Here is a 19,834-nt window from a genome sequence, read left to right on the forward strand (position 1 = left end):
CGCCCCGGGACGCGGTCCGGGCGGCTCCCCAGAGCCGGCTCCCCCGGCCGCCGGACCGCCACGGCCGACTCCGCCTCCGGCGCGACCGTCCCGCTGCCCGTCGCCGTCGCCTGGTGCACCCACCGGGCAAGTTTCGCGCCCGCGGAGACGCCGTCAGGTAAACGACTCACCTCTTGTGCGCGGGGACCTCCATGACGTCGCACACCACGCGCCAGATGTCCTTCGCGTCCCAGCCCGCGGCGAGTGCGCCGTGCACCGTCCGGCCGCCCAGACCGGACATCACATGGTCGTGCGCGAAGGAGTCGGCGTAGGACTCACCGAAGTGCTCCGCCATCCGCTGCCAGAAATCCGTCAACCGCATGACTCCAGTATCCAGCCCTCGGGGGCGGCTCTCCCCGACCGGCCGACCCCCGGGGGCGCGCGGGCCTACCGTCGGGGAATGGCTCCCTGTGGATCGGTCCTCTCCCGTGCGGAGAACTTCATCTGGCTGACGGCGCGCGTCCTGGAGCAGCGCCGATTCGCGCACGACTTCCTGGACGGCGATCCGGGCGCCGTCGAGACGGCTCTCGACGCCTACCGCAACAGCGACGGCGGCTACGGCCACGCTCTCGACCCCGATCTGCGCGGCCCGGTGAGCCAGCCGCTGCACACTGCCGCCGCCGTGCGGGTCCTGGACAGCATCGGGCGCTGCGCCGGGCAGCGGGTGGAGCGCATCGGCCGCTATCTGACAGCAGTCTCCACCCCGGAGGGCGCGCTGCCCGCCGTGCATCCCTCGCTGCGCGGCTGCCCGGCAGCGCCCTGGTTCCCGGTCGTGGACACGCCGCCGGGTGACCTGCTGGCCACCGGCCCGGTGGTCGGCGCCCTGCACCGCAACAACGTGTGGCACGCCTGGCTGTTCCGCGCGACGGACTACTGCTGGAGCGTCATCGAGTCCCTGGGCAAGACCCATCCGTACGAGGTGCGGGCGGCGCTCGCCTTCCTGGAAGGCGTCCCCGACCGGCCTCGCGCCGAGGCCGCCGCGGAGCGCCTGGGGACGCTGGTGCGCGAGCAGCGCCTCGTCGTGACGGACCCGGCCCGCAGGAGGGACGTCCCGCTTCCCGAAGGGTACGCACCGGCCGAGTACCACTACCCGACCGACTTCGCGCGTGCCCCCAGCTCGCCAGCCCGGCGCTGGTTCTCCGACGTGGAGCTGGAGCGCGCACTCGACCACCTGGTCAGCCGACAGCGGGACGACGGCGGCTGGGACGTCAACCGGCGCCACTGGGCACCGGGAACAGCGCTGGAGGGGCGTCCGCAGGTCACGCTGGAGGCCCTGCACACGCTGCGGGCCTACGGCCGGCTGTGAGCACACTGCGCTCCGGGCAGACGTCCTCCGAAGCGGCACCTGCGGCCGGTCCGTGCGGGGCCGCACGGTCGTCCGCTCCGCGGAGCGGACGACCGGCGACGGCGCCCCGAGTGCTGCCCGGACCACACGAGCCCGGCGGGATACGGACGGGGCCCTAGCCCAGCGCCCGTACGCCGGCCGTGACCAGCACCGCGGCGGCGACGACCACCAGGAACGGCGCCCGCAGCGCCAGCGTTGCGGCGGCTGCGGCAAGCCCCGCGGCGCGGGCGTCGAGCACCAGCGACACCTCGTCGGCGAAAGTCTGCTGCGCGATCAGTGCCGCGAGCAGCGCGACGGGCAGCAGCGCGGCCAGCCGCTGGACCAGGGGCCGCTCCAGCACCCCCGCGGGTACCGAGAGGCCGAGCAGCTTCACCAGGTAGCAGCCGAGGGCTGTGGTCCCTATGGCGATCCACACGCTCATCGTGTCTCCTCGCTCGCGGTCCGCTCCGCTTCCCCTGCCGCCCGCCGACGGGGCAGCACTCTGCCGTGCACCAGCAGCACGAGAGGTGCCGCCAGTGCGGCCGCCAGCACCGGCACCCCGGCCGGCAGCAGCGGCAGCAGCCCGAGCCCCAGGACGACGGCCACAGCTGCTGTCGTTCGCTCCTGACCGGTGCGGAGCATGGGCGCCAGCAGGGCGAGAAAGGCCGCGGGGCCGGCCGCGTCCAGGCCCCAGGTGTCCGTGTCCCCCAGGGCTCCGGCGCCCAGCGCGCCGATCAGGGTGGTGAGGTTCCACAGCACGAACAGCGTCGCTCCGGTGACGGTGAAACCGAGCCGGACGGCGTGCTGTCCGCGCTGCGCCAGGGCGACGGCCGAGGTCTCGTCGATCACCCAGTGTGCGGCGGCCAGCCGCACACTGCCGCGCAGCCCGAGCAGCCGGGAGAGCCGCAGCCCGTAGAAGGCGTTCCGGAAGCTCAGGAAGAAGGCACCGGCAGCGGCGGTCAGGGGACCGCCCCCGGCAGCGAGCGCGCCGACGAGGGCGAACTGCGAAGCGCCGGTGAAGACGAACAGGCTCAGGGCGCAGGTCTGGGCGAGGGAGACGCCCGCACCGGCGGCCGTCACGCCGAAGGCGAAGCCGGAGAGTCCGACAGCGACGCCGACGCCCAGTGCGTCGCGTATGACGGCGCGGTCGTCGCGCGGCGGGCTCTCCGCTGCGGCATCGCCCGGCGCACTGGGTCTGCCGGTGGTTTCCGGGGGCGCGGAGGCGCTCTGCGCCTCCGGTTGCTCGAGGGTTTCTCTCCGCTGTGGCACGCGGTCACGTTAGGGAACCGGATCTCATCCGTTCTTGTACGTTCTTGCACGTCCCCGCCGGTAGGCGCCGGGCGGTACGCCGACGATCCGGCCGAAGTGCCGCGTCAGGTGGGACTGGTCGGTGAAGCCGACGGCCGTGGCCGTTTCCGCGACCGGCAGCCCCGCGTCCAGCAGGGCGCGCGCCCGGTGCACGCGCGCGTCCGTCAGCCAGGTGTGCGGCGGCATCCCGTACATCCGGCGGAAGGCGCGCAGCAGGGCGAAGGGGCTGGTCCCCAGTTCGGCGGCGAGGCTCTCCAGGGAAGGCGGATCGGCCATCCGCTCCTCCAGCATCGCGCGGGCCCGCAGCGCGTACCGGGCACCCGCGAGGCGGACGGGGCGTTCGGGCAGCACGCCGCCGTGCAGCTTCAGCAGCCGGGCGACCACCGCGTGCAGGTGGGTGTCGGCGGCGAGCGCGTTGCCCTCGTCGAGCGCCCGGTGCACGGCCCGCACCTGGCGGGCGGAGACCGGGTCGTCGGCAGCCGCGACGGTGAACCCGGGGGTGCCCCGGAGGCTGGTGGTCTCGGCCGCGATCCGGGCGACCAGGGCGGTGTCGGGGTAGAGCACTTCGTAGGTCCAGCCCTCGGGCGTCCCGGCGTGCCCGGTGTGCATCGTGTCCGGGTTGATCAGCGCCATTCCTCCGGCGCCCACCCGGTGTATGCGGCCGCCGTGGTGGAAGGCCTCCACCCCGTCGGTGATCGCGGCGAGCACATACGTCTCGTGTGTGTGCCGGGCGAAGGTCTTGCGGATGTAGCGGGCTCGCAGCAGGTCCACTCCCGGCAGCTTCGGCGACTGCCAGTAGTGCGCCCTCTCCTCCCGCGTCATGTCCCCCAGTATCCTCCGCTCCGATGATCCGACGAGCGGGGGCTGTGTCGACTCGGCCGCCGCTCTCGCGTGCCGCGCCGGTCGCGGTCCCGGGCCGGTGTCAGTGCCGTGCTGCACGATGGGAACCATGGGTCGGACATCGGCGCTGGACGCCTTCTCACCGGCGACCCGTGCATGGTTCACGGGTGCCTTCAGCGAGCCCACGGCCGCGCAGGAGGGCGCCTGGCGCGCGCTGGCGGAGGAGTCGGACGCGCTCGTGGTGGCACCGACCGGCTCGGGCAAGACGCTGGCCGCCTTCCTCGCCTCGCTGGACGCGCTGGCCGCCGCCCCGCCACCCGCCGACCCGCTCAAGCGCTGCCGTGTGCTGTACGTGTCGCCGCTGAAGGCGCTCGCCGTCGATGTCGAACGCAACCTGCGCAGCCCCCTCACGGGTATCCGGCAGGAGTCGCTGCGGCTGGGGCTGCCCGAGCCGGAGATCAGGGTCGGGATCCGCTCCGGCGACACCCCCGCGACCGAGCGCAGGTCGATCGCCCGGCGCCCGCCGGACATCCTGATCACCACCCCCGAGTCGCTTTTCCTGATGCTGACCTCCGGCGCCCGGGAGGCGCTCTCCGGCGTCGAGACGGTGATCCTCGACGAGGTGCACGCCGTGGCGGGCACGAAGCGGGGCGCACATCTGGCGCTCTCGCTGGAGCGGCTGGACGAGCTGCTGGACGGCCCGGCGCGCCGGATCGGTCTGTCGGCCACCGTGCGGCCGGTGGACGAGGTGGCCCGCTTCCTCTCGCCCCGCAGGAACGCCGCGATCGTGCAGCCGCCCTCGGGCAAGCGGTTCGATCTCTCGGTCGTGGTGCCCGTCGAGGACATGGGCGAGCTGGGCGGCTCCCCAGCGCAGGACGCCTCGGGGGCCGCGGGCGGTGGTCCGGGCGGTGGGGACACGCCGTCGATCTGGCCCTCGGTGGAGGAGCGGATCACCGACCTCATCCAGGAGCACCGCTCGACCATCGTCTTCGCCAACTCCCGGCGGCTGGCCGAGCGGCTGTGCAACCGGCTGAACGAGATCGCCTACGAACGTGCCACGGGCGAGCCCATGCCCGAGGACCACTCGCCGGCCGAGCTGATGGGCAACGCGGGCGCGGTCACCGGGGCACCAGCGCTGCTCGCCCGGGCGCACCACGGCTCGGTCTCCAAGGAGCAGCGCTCCCAGGTCGAGGAGGACCTGAAGGCGGGCAGGCTGCCGGCCGTGGTGGCCACCTCCAGTCTGGAGCTGGGGATCGACATGGGAGCCGTCGATCTCGTGATCCAGGTGGAGTCGCCGCCCTCGGTGGCTTCGGGACTGCAGCGTGTGGGCCGGGCTGGCCACCAGGTGGGCGCGGTCTCGGCGGGAGTGGTCTTCCCCAAGTACCGGGGCGATCTGGTGCAGTCCGCCGTGGTCACCGAGCGGATGCGCGAGGGCGCCATCGAGGCGCTGCGCATCCCCGCCAATCCCCTGGACGTCCTCGCCCAGCAGATCGTCGCGATGGCCTCGGTGGACACCTGGAACGTGGACGAGCTGCTGGCCCTGGTGCGGCGGGCGGCGCCGTTCGCCGCGCTTCCGGAGTCCGCCTACACCTCGGTGCTGGACATGCTGGCCGGGCGGTATCCCTCGGACGCCTTCGCGGAGCTGCGCCCGCGGCTGGTGTGGGACCGGGTGGCCGAGACGCTCAGCGGCCGCCCCGGCGCGCAGCGGCTGGCCGTCACCTCCGGCGGCACCATCCCGGACCGGGGGCTGTTCGGGGTGTTCCTGGCCGGAGCCGACCCGAAGAAGGGCGGCGGCCGCGTCGGGGAACTGGACGAGGAGATGGTCTACGAGTCCCGGGTGGGTGATGTCTTCACTCTGGGGACCACGACATGGCGGATCGAGGACATCACCCGGGACCGTGTCCTGGTCACTCCCGCGCCCGGGGTGCCGGGCCGGCTGCCGTTCTGGCGGGGCGATCAGCTGGGCAGACCGCTGGAGCTGGGCCGGGCGCTGGGCGCCTTTCTGCGGGAGATCGGCTCGCTCTCCCGCGAGCAGGCGGAGCAGCGACTGGCGGCCTCCGGGATGGACGCGCTGGCGATCGGCAATCTGCTGGCCTATCTGAGCGAGCAGCGCGAGGCCGCCGGGCACGTCCCGGACGACAGGACGATCGTCGTCGAACGCTTCCGCGACGAGCTGGGCGACTGGCGGATCGTGGTGCACTCCCCGTTCGGCGCCCAGGTACACGCGCCCTGGGCGCTGGCCATCGGCGCCCGGCTGACAGAGCGATACGGCATGGACGCGCAGGTGATGCACGCCGACGACGGCCTGGTGCTGCGGCTGCCGGACGCGGAGCTGATGGACCTCGACCTGTTCGACGGGGAGGCGCGCCCGCCGCGCACACCCGCGCAGGAGGCCCCGGGCGACCGGGACGAGCCTCCGCTGGGCGTCGGCGACGTCCTCTTCGACAAGGGCGAGGTCGAGCAGACCGTCACCGACCAGGTGGGCAATTCGGCACTGTTCGCGGCTCGCTTCCGGGAGTGCGCCTCGCGCGCGCTGCTGCTGCCGCGCCGCAGCCCGGGCAAGCGCACCCCGTTGTGGCAGCAGCGCCAGCGGGCGTCCCAGCTCCTCCAGGTGGCCAGCGAGTTCGGCTCGTTCCCGATCGTTCTGGAGGCCGTGCGCGAGTGCCTGCAGGACGTGTTCGACGTGCCGGGGCTCACGGAGCTGATGGGCGACATCGAGTCCCGCCGGGTGCGCGTGGTCGAGGTCACCACGCCGGAGCCGTCGCCGTTCGCCCGGTCGCTGCTGTTCGGCTACGTCGCGCAGTATCTGTACGAGGGCGACTCGCCCCTGGCCGAGCGGCGGGCCGCCGCGCTCTCCCTGGACTCGCGGCTGCTGTCGGAGCTGCTGGGCCAGGCCGAGCTGCGGGAGTTGCTGGACGCCGACGTGCTGACGGAGCTGGAGCGCGAACTCCAGTGGCGTACCGAGGACCGCCGCCTCAAGGACGTGGAGGGCGTGGCCGACCTGCTGCGGCTGCTGGGCCCGCTCACTCCGGACGAGTTGGCGGAGCGCGGCGCCGAGCCGGGCTGGGCGGCAGAGCTGGAGGCGGCTCGCCGCGCCGTCCGGGTGCGGATCGCGGGCCGGGACCACTGGGCGGCGATCGAGGACGCTGGGCGGCTGCGGGACGCGCTCGGGGTGGCGCTGCCCGTCGGGGTTCCCGAAGCCTTCACCGAGCCGGTGGCGGACCCGCTGGGCGACCTGCTCTCGCGCTACGCCCGCACGCACGGCCCGTTCACCTCCACCGAGGCGGCGGACCGCTTCGGGCTCGGGACCGCTGTCGCGGACGGTGCGCTGCACCGGCTGGCGGCCGGTGGGCGGCTGGTACAGGGCGAGTTCCACCCCTCGGGAATCGGCCAGGAGTGGTGTGACGCGGGGGTGCTGCGCAGGCTGCGGCGCCGATCGCTGGCCGCGCTGCGCCAGGAGTTGGAACCGGTCGCCCCGCAGTCGCTGGCCGCCTTTCTGCCGCAGTGGCAGCATGTGCGCACCAACAGCCTGCGGGGTGTGGAAGGGCTGCTGCGCACGGTGGAGCAGTTGCAGGGGGCGCCCGTTCCGGCGTCCGCGCTGGAGAAGCTGGTACTGCCCGGCAGAGTCGCGGACTACGCGCCGCCCATGCTGGATGAGCTGACCGCCTCGGGCGAGGTCGTCTGGGCGGGCGCCGGGGCGCTGCCCGGCAAGGACGGCTGGATCTCACTCCTGTTGGCCGACGCCGCCCCGCTGCTGCTGCCCTCTCCGCATCCGCTGGAACTGACTCCGGTGCACCAGGCGGTGCTGACAGCGCTGGAAGGGGGCTACGGGCTGTTCTTCCGGCAGATCGCCGAGCGCGCGCGGGCCGCGTATCCGGAGTCGACCGACCCGCAGCTCACCGAGGCGCTGTGGGATCTCGTGTGGTCGGGCAGGGTCACCGGGGACACACTCGCGCCGCTGCGCGCGCTGCTGGGCTCGGGGCGTACGGCGGGCTCGACGGCGCACCGCGCGAAGCGGCCCGCCCCGCGGGGGCGCTACGGCTCGTTCACGGCGGCGGCAGTCGCCGCGGGCAGCGGTGCGGGCCGCCGCGGTCCGGGGCGCGCGCCGGCCGCCGCGCCACCGACCGTTGCCGGACGCTGGTCGCTGCTGCCCGCCGCGGAGGGCGAACCGACGCACCGGGCGCACGCGCTGGCCCGCACCCTGCTGGACCGGCACGGCGTGGTGACGCGTGGCGCGGTGGCCGCCGAAGGCGTGGAGGGCGGATTCTCGGCCGCCTACCGGGTGTTGTCCGCCTTCGAGGAGAGCGGGCAGGCACGGCGGGGCTACGTGGTCGAGGGACTGGGGGCCGCGCAGTTCGCCATGGACGGCGCGGTGGACAGACTGCGCGCGGTCAGCACGGCCCGCGAGCGGGAGGGCGGCGTCCCCGGCGCGTACGGCGGGCCGCACAGGAGCGGTGCCCCTGCGGGATCGGGTGCGCTGGTGCTGGCGGCCGCCGACCCGGCGAACGCCTATGGTGCCGCCCTGCCCTGGCCGCCGCCTCCGCCCGGCGCCACCCACAAGCCGGGGCGAAAGGCGGGCGCGCTGGTGGTGCTGGTCGACGGCGCGCTGACGCTCTATGTCGAGCGGGGCGGGAAGACGCTGCTGGCCTGGGCGCGGGCTCCCGCGGCACCGGAGGGCGCCGCGGGGGAACCCGAGGGCGCGTCGGCCGCGGGAGCCGCGGACCGGCCGGACTCGGCGCAGGTGGTCGCGGCCGTCGAGGCGCTCGCCGAGGCAGCACGCCGGGGCGCGCTCGGTACCGTCACGGTGGAGCGGGTCAACGGCACTGCGGCGCTGTCGTCACCGTTGAGCGCCACCCTGGAGGCCGCGGGGTTCCATCCGACCCCGCGTGGGCTGCGGCTGCGCGCGAGATAGCCGAGTGCCCTCGGCAGGACGACGCTGTCCACCCCGGCCCCCTGTGCGGCCGCCGGCCGCCCCGGAAGCCGCGCGGTGGCGGTCACTCCTGCCCGGACGCCCCGGAGGACTCGCTGTCGGAGCTGGTCGCCAGCATGATCTGCCGGAGAAGGCCGGCGAGCAGCCGCTGTTCGTGCCAGTCCAGGACGCCGAACAGGCGACGCTCTTCTTCGGCGGCCGTCTCGATGGCGGCCAGCCACACGGAGCGCCCCTCGTCGGTGAGGACGATTTCCGGGGAGGCGCCGCCGGTGGCCGTGCATGCCACGAGGTCCCGCTGCTCCAGCACGTCCAACAGCTCGGACAGGGCGTTGGGCGCCGTTCCGAGTTCGACGGCGAGCCCGGTGAGGTCCGCCCGCCCGCCGTTCCCGGTCAGCAGGTGCAGGACTTCGTGCTCTTCCCGCCGCAGTCCGCACTCCGCCAGCGCCCGCTCCCCCGACCGCCGCAGGTGGTCGGCGAGGTACTGCATCCGGGTGACGGCGCCTTCGACGTGGCGGTTGAGTGCGGGCAGCACCGGCTGCCAGCGGTCCAGATGGTCCTCGACCCAGTCCCGCGCGCCTTCGAGCGCGTCCCTCTGCTCGGCCTCGGCCTCTCCGTCCACGTCGAGCGCGTCGTGCTGTCGTTGGTATCCCCACTGCCCCATGGCTCCGGATCGTATCCCGTGATCGTCCGGCACTTCCCGCCGCTCTCCCCCGCTTCCGTCGGTGGCTCCTGCAACCATGGGCATATGTCCCGGGGAGCCGGGATGGCGCAGGATGCCGGAAGGCCGGGGATGTCGCGCAAGTCGGGGAAGGGGTGACGGCCGATGCCCGAGGGGGACACCGTCTGGCGTACCGCGCACGCACTGCACTCGGCGCTGGCCGGGCAGGCGCTGGTCCGCACGGACTTCCGGGTGCCCAGGATGGCAACGGTCGATCTGTCGGGCCGGATACTGCTGGATGTCTCTCCGCGCGGCAAACACCTGCTGATGCGTGTCGAGGGCGGCTTGACGGTGCACTCCCACCTGGGCATGGAGGGTGCGTGGCGGATCAGGGCGGACCCGCCGGGGAACACCGACCCGCTCCGGGGCTTCGGGCCCGGCCATCAGATCCGCGCGCTCCTGTCCACCGGGTCGCACACCGCTGCCGGGATCCGGCTCCCCGTATTGGAACTGGTGCGCACCTCGGCGGAGTTCACCGTGGTCGGCCACCTGGGTCCCGACCTGCTCGGCCCCGACTGGGACGCGGCCGAAGCCGAACGGCGGTTGCTCCAGGATCCGGCTCGGCCGCTGGTCGAGGCTCTGCTCGACCAGCGCAACCTGGCCGGTATCGGCAACGTCTACGCAACCGAGTTGTGCTTTCTGGCCCGCACTTCGCCCTGGACTCCGGTGGGCTCGCTCCCCGCCGGGCTGGCGACCCGCTTGGTCGGCGCGGCCAAGCGGCTGCTGGAGGCGAACAAGGACCGGTCCCGCCGCCGTACCACCAACAGCCCGCGGCCGGACCGCGGTCTGGCGGTCTACGGCCGCGGGAACCGCCCGTGCCACCGCTGCGGCACCCCGATTCGCACCGGATCCCACGGGCCGCCCGAACGCGTCCGCACCGTCTGGTACTGCCCGCACTGCCAGCCGACGCGCGGGGGCGCCGGAGAAGGAGCGCAACCCACCGAGACTTGACATGCCATCAGCTCGCGGGCGGCGGCGTCGGACTGAGCACGTCCGGCGTCGCACGGTCCCTGACGGAGGACCAGGACTGCAGGACTGCCCCGGGTGACCTCCGTTCCGGCTGCAGCGCCGCACCGGCGCCTCAGCGCACCGTGCGGCCGCGGCGAGAAACAGCGCGCGCACCCAGCGGAACAGGTCACGCGAGAGGGCGGTCCCCCGTGGCACACCTTCCTGTTCGCCGCGGACCGTCGAGAGAGCGCCGAAGCCGCGGCGACAGCCCTGTCCTCCGGAGGCCGGAACGGCTTCGCACCGCCACGCCGAGGACACGGTGCGACACCATCGGGAGACCGCGGAGGAACCGGACCGCGTCGGCCACCTCCGCGCCGCGGCTGCACCGACCTCCGTGCTCCGGCCGCGAAGCGGGCCGGGTGATCGGACTCTGCCGCGCAGGGTCCTTCTTCCGGTAGCCGGCTTATCCGGCTTCCCGCCTCTCACGACCGGTCGGATTGCCCGTTCCCACGGCCGGGTCGCCCTGCCATGGCAGCCCGCCGGGTGCCCTCCCCCTTCCGTGCCGGGCGTCCTCGCGCCACGTGCACGGGCAGTACGCTCAACCCCCATCCCCCCGCTGTCACCGACGCCTCCACCGGACCGCCCTCCCCTGCGGCCACCCGCCATATCGCGCACAGCCAGCCGAGGGCACAGGCACTCCCGAGTGCCCACCGGCACCGCAGCAACGGGCGCACAGCCGACATGCCGCCACCTCCCGCGACGGAGCCCTGGCCGCATCGGGCGGAGCACCGCGTGCGGCGGAGAGGACCGGCCGTCGACGAAATCGAGAACATCGTCATCGTCCCGCACCCCGGGCGACCCCGCGACCACAGCACGTCGCGCCGGGACGCACGGGGACTTCCGTCGCGCTCGCCACGAGAGCCTCTCGCGCGGCCCCGCTCCGGCAGCACACGGGCCCGGGAGCATCTCCGGCCCCGGCTCTCTCCCGCCGGTGGCGGAGTACCGGGGAATGGTGCCGGACGCGGCCGGCTCCACATACACGAAGGCCCCGCCGGAAGGGTCCGGCGGGGCCTGTCGTCCACATCTCACCCGGCTGCCGCGTCCCGCGCACCGCGCGGAACCGCAGCAGCGGCGTACGCGGCCACGATCGCCTCCCGGCGTCAGGCCGCGACCACGTCCACAGCCTCCGTCGGTGCCTTGATGGTGACGCGCTCCTCGGGCACTCCGGTGACCGAGGTGACGGACAGCGGATTGAGCACCGGCCGCATCGGGGCGGGCACGGCGTCGCTCGCAGCGGACTCGGCCAGCTCGGCGAGCGCCAGCTCGTCGCTGACCTCCCGCATCAGCTCGGACATCCGCACATCGAGGGCGTCACAGATCGATGAGAGCAGCTCGGACGAGGCTTCCTTCTGGCCGCGCTCTACCTCGGAGAGGTATCCGAGCGAGACCCGGGCGGACGATGAGACTTCGCGCAGGGTGCGACCCTGGCGTTGGCGCTGCCGACGCAGCACGTCACCCAACAGGCGACGGAGCAGAATCATCGGTGCTCCTCCCTCTCAACGCGCGGCGTCTTCCACAGCCTGTATCGGGACGGCCAGTTGGCCCCGACTCCTTCAGGCTCCACCGTACCGCCTCGGCAGGCGGCCGTGCGGGGAGCGATGTCGTGTTCACTCAGGGCTGCAAACATCCATTCCCCCCGGTCTGTTCCCTATCCTGTCCTCCGGCATTTTCGATCAGTTCGTCGTGGAGCAGCTCCAGCGCTCCTCGAACACTCTCCGTACGGATCTCGGCACGCTCACGTTCCCCGGCTGCCGCACCGTTACCGGCCGACTCACCGCTCCGGCCGACCGCCGACCGCAGCTTCCGCGCCACCGGCGTCGCCCCGGGAGCGGCGACGGCGACGTACACCGTTCCGACCGGGTGCCCGTCCTGGGGCTCGGGCCCGGCCACGCCCGTGGTGGCGAGGCCCCAGTCGGCACCGAGCACCGTGCGTACACCCTGCGCCATCCGACGCGCGACCTCCGCGTCGACAGCACCCCGCTCCTCAAGGAGTGCCCCGTCCACACCGAGTACATCCCTCTTGAGTGCGGTCGCATACGCAGTCACAGAACCACGGAAGACTCGTGAGGCGCCCGGGACACCAGTGATCTCGGCCGCGACCAGTCCTCCGGTCAGCGACTCCGCCACAGCGAGCGTCTGGCCCCGCTCGGCGAGCAGTGCCAGCACGCCGCCGGCCGTGGAATCCGCCTGTGTCAGGGCCGCTCACCCCCTGTGTCCTCGTCGCTCCCGGTGGCCTGCGCCTTCCCCGGGTTCCCGAGGCTACGCCCGTCATCCGCGTCGGCGCTCGCCGCACTCTCGCCATGCGCGGCGTCGCCGCGGGCCTCCGGCCCGCCCCCGGCCGAGGACGGTCCACCGCCCGCCGGGGGCGGCGCGGCCCCGGCCGCCTCCGCGGCCAGTCCGGACCGGCGCAGCACGACGGCCTGGCGTACGTAGTCGAGACCGGTGACGACGGTGAGGACCACGGCCACCCCCATCACCCACCAGCGCGCAGTGGCCAGCGGACCGGTCAGTGCCAGCACGTACATGCCGACGGCGACGCCCTGGGCGAGCGTCTTCACCTTCCCGCCGCGGCTGGCCGGGATGACCCCGTGTCTGATCACCCAGAAGCGCATCAGGGTGATGCCCAGCTCACGGAAGAGGATCACCCCGGTGACCCACCACGGCAGGTCCGAAAGAGCGGAGAGGCAGATGAGCGCCGCTCCCATGATCGCCTTGTCCGCTATGGGGTCGGCGATCTTCCCGAAGTCGGTGACGAGGTTGTAGCGGCGCGCCAGCTCCCCGTCGAACAGGTCAGTGATCATGGCGATGGTGAACGCGGCCCAGGCGAACGAGCGCCAGACCGGGTCGTGACCGCCGTTCGCGACCATGAGCAGCACGAAAGCGGGCACCAGCAGGAGCCGCACCATGGTCAGGATGTTCGCGATGTTCCACAGGCTCACAGGGCGTACCGTGCTCGCCGCCGCCGGTTTGGGTACGGTGCCACGCCGGGCCGCGGAGGCCGGGACTCCGGTCATCTGCCGGCCTCCTCCCGTACGCGGAGCAGGTCGTCGCCCACCGTGCGGGCGGCCGGGGCGGTGCCGTTCCCCGCGGAGGCAGCGCTGCGGGGCTCCGCGATCAGATCCACGCCCTCGGCCGCCACGACCCGCGCCTCGACCATCCGGCCCACCGGCAGGACCTGGCCCGCTTCCCGAGCCGACCCGGAGGCCTCCGGCTGCACCAGCCGCACCTGGCCGTCGGTCTCCGGCGCCTGGTGGGCGCCGCGCCCGAGCGGCCCGTCCTCCTCGTCGTGGGTCTCGACCAGCACCCGGACGGTCTCGCCCACCCGCTCCTCGGCGCGCTGGGCGGTCAGCTCCTCGGCGAGCCTGGACATGCGTGCGAGCCGCTCGGCGACCTCGTCCGGATCCACCTTGTCCGCGTACCCGGCGGCCTCGGTGCCGTCCTCGTCCGAGTACCCGAACACCCCGATCGCGTCGAGGCGCGCTTCGGTCAGAAAGCGCTCCAGCTCCGCCACGTCCTGCTCGCTCTCGCCGGGGAAGCCGACGATGAAGTTCGACCGGGCGCCCGCCTGCGGAGCCCTCGTGCGGATCTCCTCCAGCAGCCCGAGGAAGCGCTCGGTGTCGCCGAAGCGCCGCATCGCGCGCAGCACACCCGGTGCCGAGTGCTGGAAGGACAGGTCGAAGTAGGGAGCGACCTTCTCGGTGCCGGTGAGCACGTCGATCAGCCCGGGCCGCATCTCGGCCGGCTGGAGGTAGCTCACCCGCACCCGCTCGATGCCGTCGACGGCGGCCAGCTCGGGCAGCAGCGTCTCCAGCAGCCTGATGTCCCCCAGGTCCTTCCCGTAGGAGGTGTTGTTCTCGGAGACGAGCATGATCTCCCGAACGCCCTGCTCGGCGAGCCATCTGGTCTCGGTGAGCACGTCCGCCGGGCGGCGCGAGATGAACGAGCCGCGGAAGGACGGAATGGCGCAGAAGGAGCACCGGCGGTCGCAGCCGGAAGCGAGCTTGACGGAGGCGACGGGGCTGCTGCCCAGCCGCCGCCGGAGCGGCGCGCGCGGTCCCGAGGCCGGCGCGACGCCCTCAGGAAGGTCCGCGGGAGCGGACTCGGCCGCCTCGGCGGCGCCCTGCTCCGCGGTCGCCCCGGCGGCACCCGCGGCCCCGTGTCCGGGCAGTGCGACCGCGGCGCCCTGGCGCTCGGCCGGGCTCACGGGCAGCAGCTTGCGCCGGTCGCGCGGGACGTGCGGCGCGTGCACCCCGCCGCCCAGGATGGTGCTGAGCCGGTCGGAGATGTCCGTGTAGTCGTCGAACCCGAGGACCCCGTCCGCCTCGGGGAGCGCCTCGGCCAGTTCCTTGCCGTACCGCTCGGCCATACAGCCGACGGCCACCACGGCCTGGGTTCTGCCCTCGCCCTCCTTGGCTGCGTTCTTGAGGTCGTTGGCCTCCAGCAGTGCGTCGACGGAATCCTTCTTGGCGGCTTCGACGAAACCGCAGGTGTTGACGACGGCGACATCGGCGGCGGCGGCATCCTCGACGAGATCCCAGCCATCCGCCGCCAGGCGGCCTGCGAGCTCTTCCGAGTCCACCTCGTTACGGGCGCAGCCGAGAGTGACAAGGGCGACGGTACGGCGTTCGGGCATGGGCTCAGCCTACTTCGTCCCTCCGGCACCATCCGCCGCCAGGTTGCGACCGCGCAGCTCACCGATACGGGCGCGGCGCCCCACTCGGCGGCGGGCCCGCGCCGGGCCCCGGTACGCGGGTGCTGGTCAGCCCGCTTCGGGATCGCCCCGGGTGTAGCTGAGCCGCTGCACCTGGCCGACCTCGCCCGCGTGCTCCACCTGCTTGCCGTTGACGTACAGCTTCACGCCCCCGGCGTTGCCCAGCACGAGGTCGAGCCGCTTGTCGTCGGTGAGGGTCTTGGACTGCCCCTCCTTGAGCACGCCTTCGTGGATCAGCCGTCCGTTGTGGTCCTTCGCGGAGACCCAGCTGTTGCCCTTCTCCGCGGTCATCCGGACGGTGACCTTGTCGGCGGGTGCTCCGGCGATGGCGCTCTCGGACGGCTTGGGGTCACTCTTCCTGGAGGGCGAGGGGTCGGCGGATGTCTCCGTCGAGGGCTTCCCCGACGGGGCCTCCTCCGCGGCCTGCTTGCCGGAGTCCTCGGCACCGCCGCCACCGACGAGAGTGAAACCGACGAAACCGATCACCGCGACGATGGCGGCGACCATCGCGGCCGTCCAGTTCGGTCTGCGGGGCTCGGGGCGGATGCGCTCCGCCTCGAACAAGGTGGCGGGCGGCGTGGGCTCGGGACGGCCGCCGTGTTCCTCGTCGTACTGCGCGACCAGCGCGTCGCCGTCGAGGCCGACCGCCCGTGCCAGAGTGCGGAGGTGGCCGCGCGCGTACACGTCTCCGCCGCATCGGGAGTAGTCGTCCTGTTCGATCGCCTGGACGATCGGGACGCGCACCCGGGTGGCGGTACTGACCTCTTCCACGGTCAGCCGTGCGTCGATACGGGCCTGCTGGAGGGCTCGACCGACCGGGGGCCGGTCCTCTTCGGGGGAGTTGCCGATGGACACGGGGGCGCCTTTCGAGCGTGTAGCCACCTGCTGGAGGTTCAGTCTAGGGGCGGAGCAAAAGGGTGGGGCAAGCGGGCGGAGCAAGTTTGTACGCCATATGTATGTCGTACGTATGACCGAGCTGCGCCGGGGGCGCCCGCGCGGAGTCGAGTACGCCGACGTCTCTGCCGTCCCTTCCCTCAACTTGACGTACAGACCACGGAAACGGTTGCCTCGACCGCCCTTTCGAGTGAGCCGTACCGCCGTGCAGCCGGTGCGGGGCGCCCCGCAGGCACCCTGGACGCCGTCCGGCGGCCGGCACCGGGCCGTCCCTCCCCGAAGCGGGGCCGGCGAGAGCGGCGCCCGGGCCTCCGCACGGGGACTACTGTCCGCCGCCTCTGATGACCGTGAGCACCTCGTCCAGCTCGTCGGGCTTGACCAGGACATCCCGTGCCTTGGAGCCCTCGCTGGGACCCACCACGCCGCGCGACTCCATCAGGTCCATCAGCCGCCCCGCCTTGGCGAACCCGACCCGCAGCTTCCGCTGGAGCATCGAGGTCGACCCGAACTGGGTGGAGACGACCAGCTCCGCCGCCTGGCAGAGCAGATCCATGTCGTCGCCGATCTCCTCGTCGATCTCCTTCTTCTTGCCCTGCGCCCCGGTCACGTCCTCCCGGAAGACGGGCGTCATCTGCGCCTTGCAGTGCGCGACGACCGCCTGGACCTCCTGCTCATTGACGTAGGCACCCTGCATCCGGGTCGGTTTTCCCGCGCCCATCGGCAGGAACAGCCCGTCGCCCTTGCCGATGAGCTTCTCGGCACCGCCCTGGTCGAGGATGACGCGGCTGTCGGCCAAAGACGAGGTGGAGAAGCCGAGCCGGGAGGGGACATTCGCCTTGATGAGACCGGTGACGACGTCCACCGACGGCCGCTGGGTCGCCAGCACCAAATGGATGCCGGCGGCCCGCGCGAGCTGGGTGATCCGCACGATGGCGTCCTCCACGTCGCGCGGCGCCACCATCATCAGGTCGGCCAGCTCGTCCACGATCACCAGCAGATAGGGGTACGGCGTCAGCTCCCGCTCGCTGCCCTCGGGAGCGGACACCCGTCCGGCCCGTACCGCCTCGTTGAAGTCGTCGATGTGGCGGAACCCGAACGCCGCCAGGTCGTCATAGCGCAGATCCATCTCGCGCACGACCCACTGGAGGGCTTCGGCCGCCTTCTTGGGGTTGGTGATGATCGGGGTGATCAGATGCGGGATGCCCTCATAGGCGGTCAGCTCGACCCGCTTGGGGTCGACGAGCACCATCCGCACCTCCTCCGGCGTGGCACGGGCCATCACCGAGGTGATGAGGCAGTTGATGCAGGAGGACTTGCCGGAGCCGGTGGCGCCCGCGACGAGGATGTGCGGCATCTTCGCGAGGTTGGCCGAGACGTACCCCCCCTCGACGTCCTTGCCGAGCCCGACCAGCAGCGGATGCTCCTCGCCGGCGGCGTCGGCGGACCGCAGCACGTCACCGAGATTGACCATCTCCCGGTCGCTGTTGGGGATCTCGATCCCCACCGCGGACTTGCCGGGGATCGGATTGATGATGCGGACGTCGGGACTGGCCACGGCGTAGGCGATGTTCTTGGCCAGAGCCGTGATCTTCTCGACCTTCACCCCCGGCCCCAGCTCGACCTCGTAGCGGGTGACCGTCGGACCGCGGGTGAAGCCGGTGACGGCGGCGTTCACCTTGAACTCGGTGAAAACGGTGGTCAGCGACTGCACCACCTGATCGTTGGCGGCGCTGCGGGAACGCCCGGGACCGCCGCGTTCCATCAGGTCCAGCGACGGCAGCGCGTAGGTGATGTCTCCGGAGAGGGTGAGTTGTTCGGCACGCGCGGGCAGGTCGGCGGGTTCCGGCGGCGCCGCGGCCTTGGTCAGGTCGGGGACCGGGGTGCGCTCGGTGGCCTCGTCCCCCTGGGGCCCTCCCTGCGCACCGCCCCGGCCCCGCGCGCCCGGCACGGCCGACCCGCTCGCATCACCCTTGCGCTTCCCGCCGCGCGACCTGGCGACCGAGGTGGTCAGATCGGCGACCACCGGCGACGGCTGGACCCCGTTGACGACGGCCCCGTCCAGCGAGGCGGCAGCGGCAGCGGCCACATCCACCGCGTCCCGCGTCCGCTCGCTCTCCCCGGCACTCGCGCCGAGCGCGCCGATCTCACCGTCCGCCGGCAGCGCCTCCCGGGCCCCGGTCCGCCGACGGCGGTCCAGGGCCTCCTTCTCGGCGAGCGCGGGAGCGATCCGGTCCTTGCGCATACTGTGCGCACGGCGTCCGGCGACCGGCTCCTCCTGGTCCGGCTCCAGGTCGTAGTCGTAGCCGGCCACCGGCTGGACGACGCCCAGCCTGACCCCGGCGGCCCGGAGCCGCTGCGGGATGGCGTTGACCGGGGTGGCCGTCACCACCAGCAGCCCGAAGACGGTGACGAGGGCGAGCAGCGCCACCGCGAGCATGTCCCCCAACGTGAAGATCAGCGGCCGGGAGACGCCCCACCCGACCAGGCCGCCCGCGTCCCGCAGCGCGTCGTCGCCCTCGCCCCTGCCGGGCGCGCCGCAACCGATGTGGACGAGCCCCAGCACCCCGACCAGGAGGGCCGAAAGCCCGATCACGATCCGGCCGTTGGCCTCGGGCTTCTCCGGGTGGCGGATCAGCCGCACGGCGATGACGGCCAGCAGTATCGGTACCAGCAGATCCAGCCTGCCGAACGCGCCGGTCACCAGCATCTCCACCAGATCTCCGACCGGTCCCTGGAGGTTGGACCAGGTACCGGCCGCGACGATCAGTGCGAGACCGATCAGCAGCAGCGCGAGACCGTCCTTGCGATGGGCCGGGTCCAGCGCCTTCCCGCTGCGCCCTATGCCCCGCAGGAGCGCGCCGAGAGTGTGCGCCAGGCCGAGCCAGCACGCCTTCAGCACCTTGAGCACGCCGCTGGTCGGGGACGGCGCCGCCGTGCCCTTGCCACCCTTGGCCGCGGGCTTCTTGGCGGGCGCCTTCTTGGGCGGCGCCTTCTTCGCCGGGGCCGCCTTCGCGGACTTCGGGGCAGCCTTCTTGGCGGGTGCTTTCCTGGCAGCCTTTCCTGTTCCCGACGCGCGTGAGGCCATAGGGGCGAGGTTACCTGGGTCGGGCACCAGAGGCACGGAGCCCGGGGCCGCCGGCGCCCCTCCGGGGAGGGGCGGAGCCGTCCGGACCCGGCGTCACATCCCCGCCCGGGAGCCTCCGATGGCGGCGCAGCCGACGGCGGGACTGCGCCGAGGGGACTCCTGCTGCAGCGCTTCCGGCAGCCGCTCCGTCAGTTCTGCGAGGACACCTGCGCCGAGGGGTCCCCTTCCGCCCCCGGGCCCAGCGCGTCAAGTGCGCTGCGCAGCCCGGCGAGTTTGCGCTCCAGATGCGCCGCGGTCGCGGCGGTAGCCCCGTCGGCCGTGCCGCCCAACTGCTTGGTGAGCGCCTCGGCCTGCTCCTCGACGGCCGCCAGCCTGGCGGAGAGTTCGACCAGCAGGCCCTGTGCCTCGTCATCGCCGTCGCGCGCCGGGTCGGAGCTCCGCTCCCCGCCGTTCTCCAACTGGAGCCGGAGCAGTGACGCCTGCTCACGCAACTGCACGTTCTTCATGTACAGGTCCACGAAGACCGAGACCTTCGCCCGCAGCACCCAGGGATCGAACGGCTTGGAGATGTAGTCGACCGCACCGGCCGCGTAACCGCGGAAAGTGTGATGCGGGCCGTGGTTGATGGCCGTGAGGAAGATGATCGGAATGTCGCGGGTGCGCTCACGGCGCTTGATATGCGCTGCTGTCTCGAAACCGTCCATGCCCGGCATCTGGACATCCAGCAGAATGACCGCGAAGTCGTCGGTCAGCAGCGCCTTGAGCGCTTCCTCCCCTGACGATGCCCGCACCAGCGTCTGATCGAGCGCGGAGAGAATCGCCTCCAGCGCCAGCAGATTCTCCGGCCGGTCATCGACCAGGAGGATCTTGGCCTTCTGCACCATGGCCCGTCCTCCTCGCCCCGGCAGCCTCTCGGACGCCGCCCCTGGGAGCGGCATCCTGTCGCCGCCGCCCGTCCTTGTGCCGGTCATGGTAGC

15 protein-coding genes are annotated in these 19,834 nt (G+C 72.9%); 3 read left to right on the plus strand and 12 right to left on the minus strand.

What is annotated here, in order from left to right; genetic code table 11:
• Positions 1–166: 166 nt before the first annotated feature.
• Entirely contained in the window at positions 167–361 is a 195-nt protein-coding gene (locus ACFYNS_RS22980; protein ID WP_360301001.1) for a DUF3046 domain-containing protein, read from the minus strand.
• Between the two features lie 78 nt (positions 362–439).
• On the opposite strand from ACFYNS_RS22980, the gene ACFYNS_RS22985 reads away from it, so the two are divergent.
• Positions 440–1,345, plus strand: coding sequence for a hypothetical protein (locus ACFYNS_RS22985; protein WP_360301004.1), 906 nt, complete (start codon positions 440–442; stop codon positions 1,343–1,345).
• Positions 1,346–1,499: 154 nt separating this feature from the next.
• On the opposite strand, the gene ACFYNS_RS22990 is transcribed toward ACFYNS_RS22985, so the two are convergent.
• Genes ACFYNS_RS22990 through ACFYNS_RS23000 form a run of 3 tightly spaced genes read right to left on the minus strand, consistent with a single transcriptional unit; the run spans position 1,500 to position 3,493 of the window.
• Positions 1,500–1,805, minus strand: a complete 306-nt coding sequence (locus tag ACFYNS_RS22990; RefSeq protein WP_360301007.1) for an AzlD domain-containing protein — start codon at positions 1,803–1,805, stop codon at positions 1,500–1,502.
• The gene (locus ACFYNS_RS22995; RefSeq protein WP_388604823.1) at positions 1,802–2,632 is read right to left on the minus strand and encodes an AzlC family ABC transporter permease; all 831 of its coding nucleotides are present in this window, start codon (positions 2,630–2,632) and stop codon (positions 1,802–1,804) included. Before ACFYNS_RS22995 ends, ACFYNS_RS22990 begins: the two co-directional genes overlap by 4 nt.
• A gap of 24 nt (positions 2,633–2,656) precedes the next feature.
• Entirely contained in the window at positions 2,657–3,493 is an 837-nt protein-coding gene (locus ACFYNS_RS23000; protein ID WP_360301009.1) for an AraC family transcriptional regulator, read from the minus strand.
• A 127-nt stretch (positions 3,494–3,620) separates the two neighbouring features.
• Between ACFYNS_RS23000 and ACFYNS_RS23005 the strand changes: the two genes are divergently transcribed.
• Positions 3,621–8,423 carry a DEAD/DEAH box helicase gene (locus ACFYNS_RS23005; RefSeq protein ID WP_388604825.1) on the plus strand — a complete coding sequence of 1,601 codons (4,803 nt, stop codon included), beginning with the start codon at positions 3,621–3,623 and terminating at the stop codon, positions 8,421–8,423.
• Positions 8,424–8,505: 82 nt separating this feature from the next.
• Here the strand turns inward: ACFYNS_RS23005 and ACFYNS_RS23010 are convergent, their stop codons facing one another.
• On the minus strand, positions 8,506–9,102 hold the full coding sequence (locus tag ACFYNS_RS23010; RefSeq protein WP_388604827.1) for a MarR family winged helix-turn-helix transcriptional regulator: 597 nt from the start codon (positions 9,100–9,102) through the stop codon (positions 8,506–8,508).
• A gap of 162 nt (positions 9,103–9,264) precedes the next feature.
• Here ACFYNS_RS23010 and ACFYNS_RS23015 point away from each other — a divergent pair, with 162 nt between their 5' ends.
• Positions 9,265–10,110: an Fpg/Nei family DNA glycosylase gene (locus tag ACFYNS_RS23015; protein ID WP_388604829.1), complete on the plus strand. Its 846-nt coding sequence runs from the start codon at positions 9,265–9,267 to the stop codon at positions 10,108–10,110.
• A 1,157-nt stretch (positions 10,111–11,267) separates the two neighbouring features.
• Here the strand turns inward: ACFYNS_RS23015 and ACFYNS_RS23020 are convergent.
• The 7 genes from ACFYNS_RS23020 to ACFYNS_RS23050 form a co-directional block, all read right to left on the minus strand.
• Positions 11,268–11,648: a helix-turn-helix domain-containing protein gene (locus ACFYNS_RS23020; RefSeq protein ID WP_019360111.1), complete on the minus strand. Its 381-nt coding sequence runs from the start codon at positions 11,646–11,648 to the stop codon at positions 11,268–11,270.
• 130 nt (positions 11,649–11,778) lie between these two features.
• Positions 11,779–12,333 carry a CinA family protein gene (locus tag ACFYNS_RS23025; protein WP_388604831.1) on the minus strand — a complete coding sequence of 185 codons (555 nt, stop codon included), beginning with the start codon at positions 12,331–12,333 and terminating at the stop codon, positions 11,779–11,781.
• 26 nt (positions 12,334–12,359) lie between these two features.
• A complete protein-coding gene (gene pgsA / locus ACFYNS_RS23030) occupies positions 12,360–13,181 on the minus strand; it encodes a CDP-diacylglycerol--glycerol-3-phosphate 3-phosphatidyltransferase (protein WP_360297514.1) in 822 nt (273 codons plus the stop codon).
• On the minus strand, positions 13,178–14,800 hold the full coding sequence (gene rimO, locus ACFYNS_RS23035) for a 30S ribosomal protein S12 methylthiotransferase RimO (RefSeq protein WP_360297517.1): 1,623 nt from the start codon (positions 14,798–14,800) through the stop codon (positions 13,178–13,180). Before rimO ends, pgsA begins: the two co-directional genes overlap by 4 nt.
• Positions 14,801–14,926: 126 nt before the next feature.
• Positions 14,927–15,733 (minus strand): RodZ domain-containing protein, encoded by an 807-nt coding sequence (locus ACFYNS_RS23040; protein WP_360297520.1) that lies wholly within the window; start codon positions 15,731–15,733, stop codon positions 14,927–14,929.
• A gap of 361 nt (positions 15,734–16,094) precedes the next feature.
• Positions 16,095–18,857, minus strand: a complete 2,763-nt coding sequence (locus ACFYNS_RS23045) for a DNA translocase FtsK (protein WP_360297522.1) — start codon at positions 18,855–18,857, stop codon at positions 16,095–16,097.
• A 188-nt stretch (positions 18,858–19,045) separates the two neighbouring features.
• A complete protein-coding gene (locus ACFYNS_RS23050) occupies positions 19,046–19,741 on the minus strand; it encodes a response regulator (RefSeq protein ID WP_360297525.1) in 696 nt (231 codons plus the stop codon).
• Between the last annotated feature and the right edge of the window lie 93 nt (positions 19,742–19,834).

It is taken from the genome of Streptomyces sp. NPDC006925 (genome assembly GCF_042869575.1).
GTDB lineage: Bacteria > Actinomycetota > Actinomycetes > Streptomycetales > Streptomycetaceae > Streptomyces.

Coding starts and splice junctions, on each gene's coding strand:
- ACFYNS_RS23050 (WP_360297525.1), bottom strand. CDS start 19,741: ATGGTGCAGAAGGCCAAGATCCTCCTGGTCGATGACCGGCCGGAGAAT.
- ACFYNS_RS22985 (WP_360301004.1), top strand. CDS start 440: ATGGCTCCCTGTGGATCGGTCCTCTCCCGTGCGGAGAACTTCATCTGG.
- pgsA (WP_360297514.1), bottom strand. CDS start 13,181: ATGACCGGAGTCCCGGCCTCCGCGGCCCGGCGTGGCACCGTACCCAAA.
- ACFYNS_RS23015 (WP_388604829.1), top strand. CDS start 9,265: ATGCCCGAGGGGGACACCGTCTGGCGTACCGCGCACGCACTGCACTCG.
- ACFYNS_RS23045 (WP_360297522.1), bottom strand. CDS start 18,857: ATGGCCTCACGCGCGTCGGGAACAGGAAAGGCTGCCAGGAAAGCACCC.
- ACFYNS_RS23000 (WP_360301009.1), bottom strand. CDS start 3,493: ATGACGCGGGAGGAGAGGGCGCACTACTGGCAGTCGCCGAAGCTGCCG.
- ACFYNS_RS23005 (WP_388604825.1), top strand. CDS start 3,621: ATGGGTCGGACATCGGCGCTGGACGCCTTCTCACCGGCGACCCGTGCA.
- rimO (WP_360297517.1), bottom strand. CDS start 14,800: ATGCCCGAACGCCGTACCGTCGCCCTTGTCACTCTCGGCTGCGCCCGT.
- ACFYNS_RS22990 (WP_360301007.1), bottom strand. CDS start 1,805: ATGAGCGTGTGGATCGCCATAGGGACCACAGCCCTCGGCTGCTACCTG.
- ACFYNS_RS23020 (WP_019360111.1), bottom strand. CDS start 11,648: ATGATTCTGCTCCGTCGCCTGTTGGGTGACGTGCTGCGTCGGCAGCGC.
- ACFYNS_RS23010 (WP_388604827.1), bottom strand. CDS start 9,102: ATGGGGCAGTGGGGATACCAACGACAGCACGACGCGCTCGACGTGGAC.
- ACFYNS_RS22980 (WP_360301001.1), bottom strand. CDS start 361: ATGCGGTTGACGGATTTCTGGCAGCGGATGGCGGAGCACTTCGGTGAG.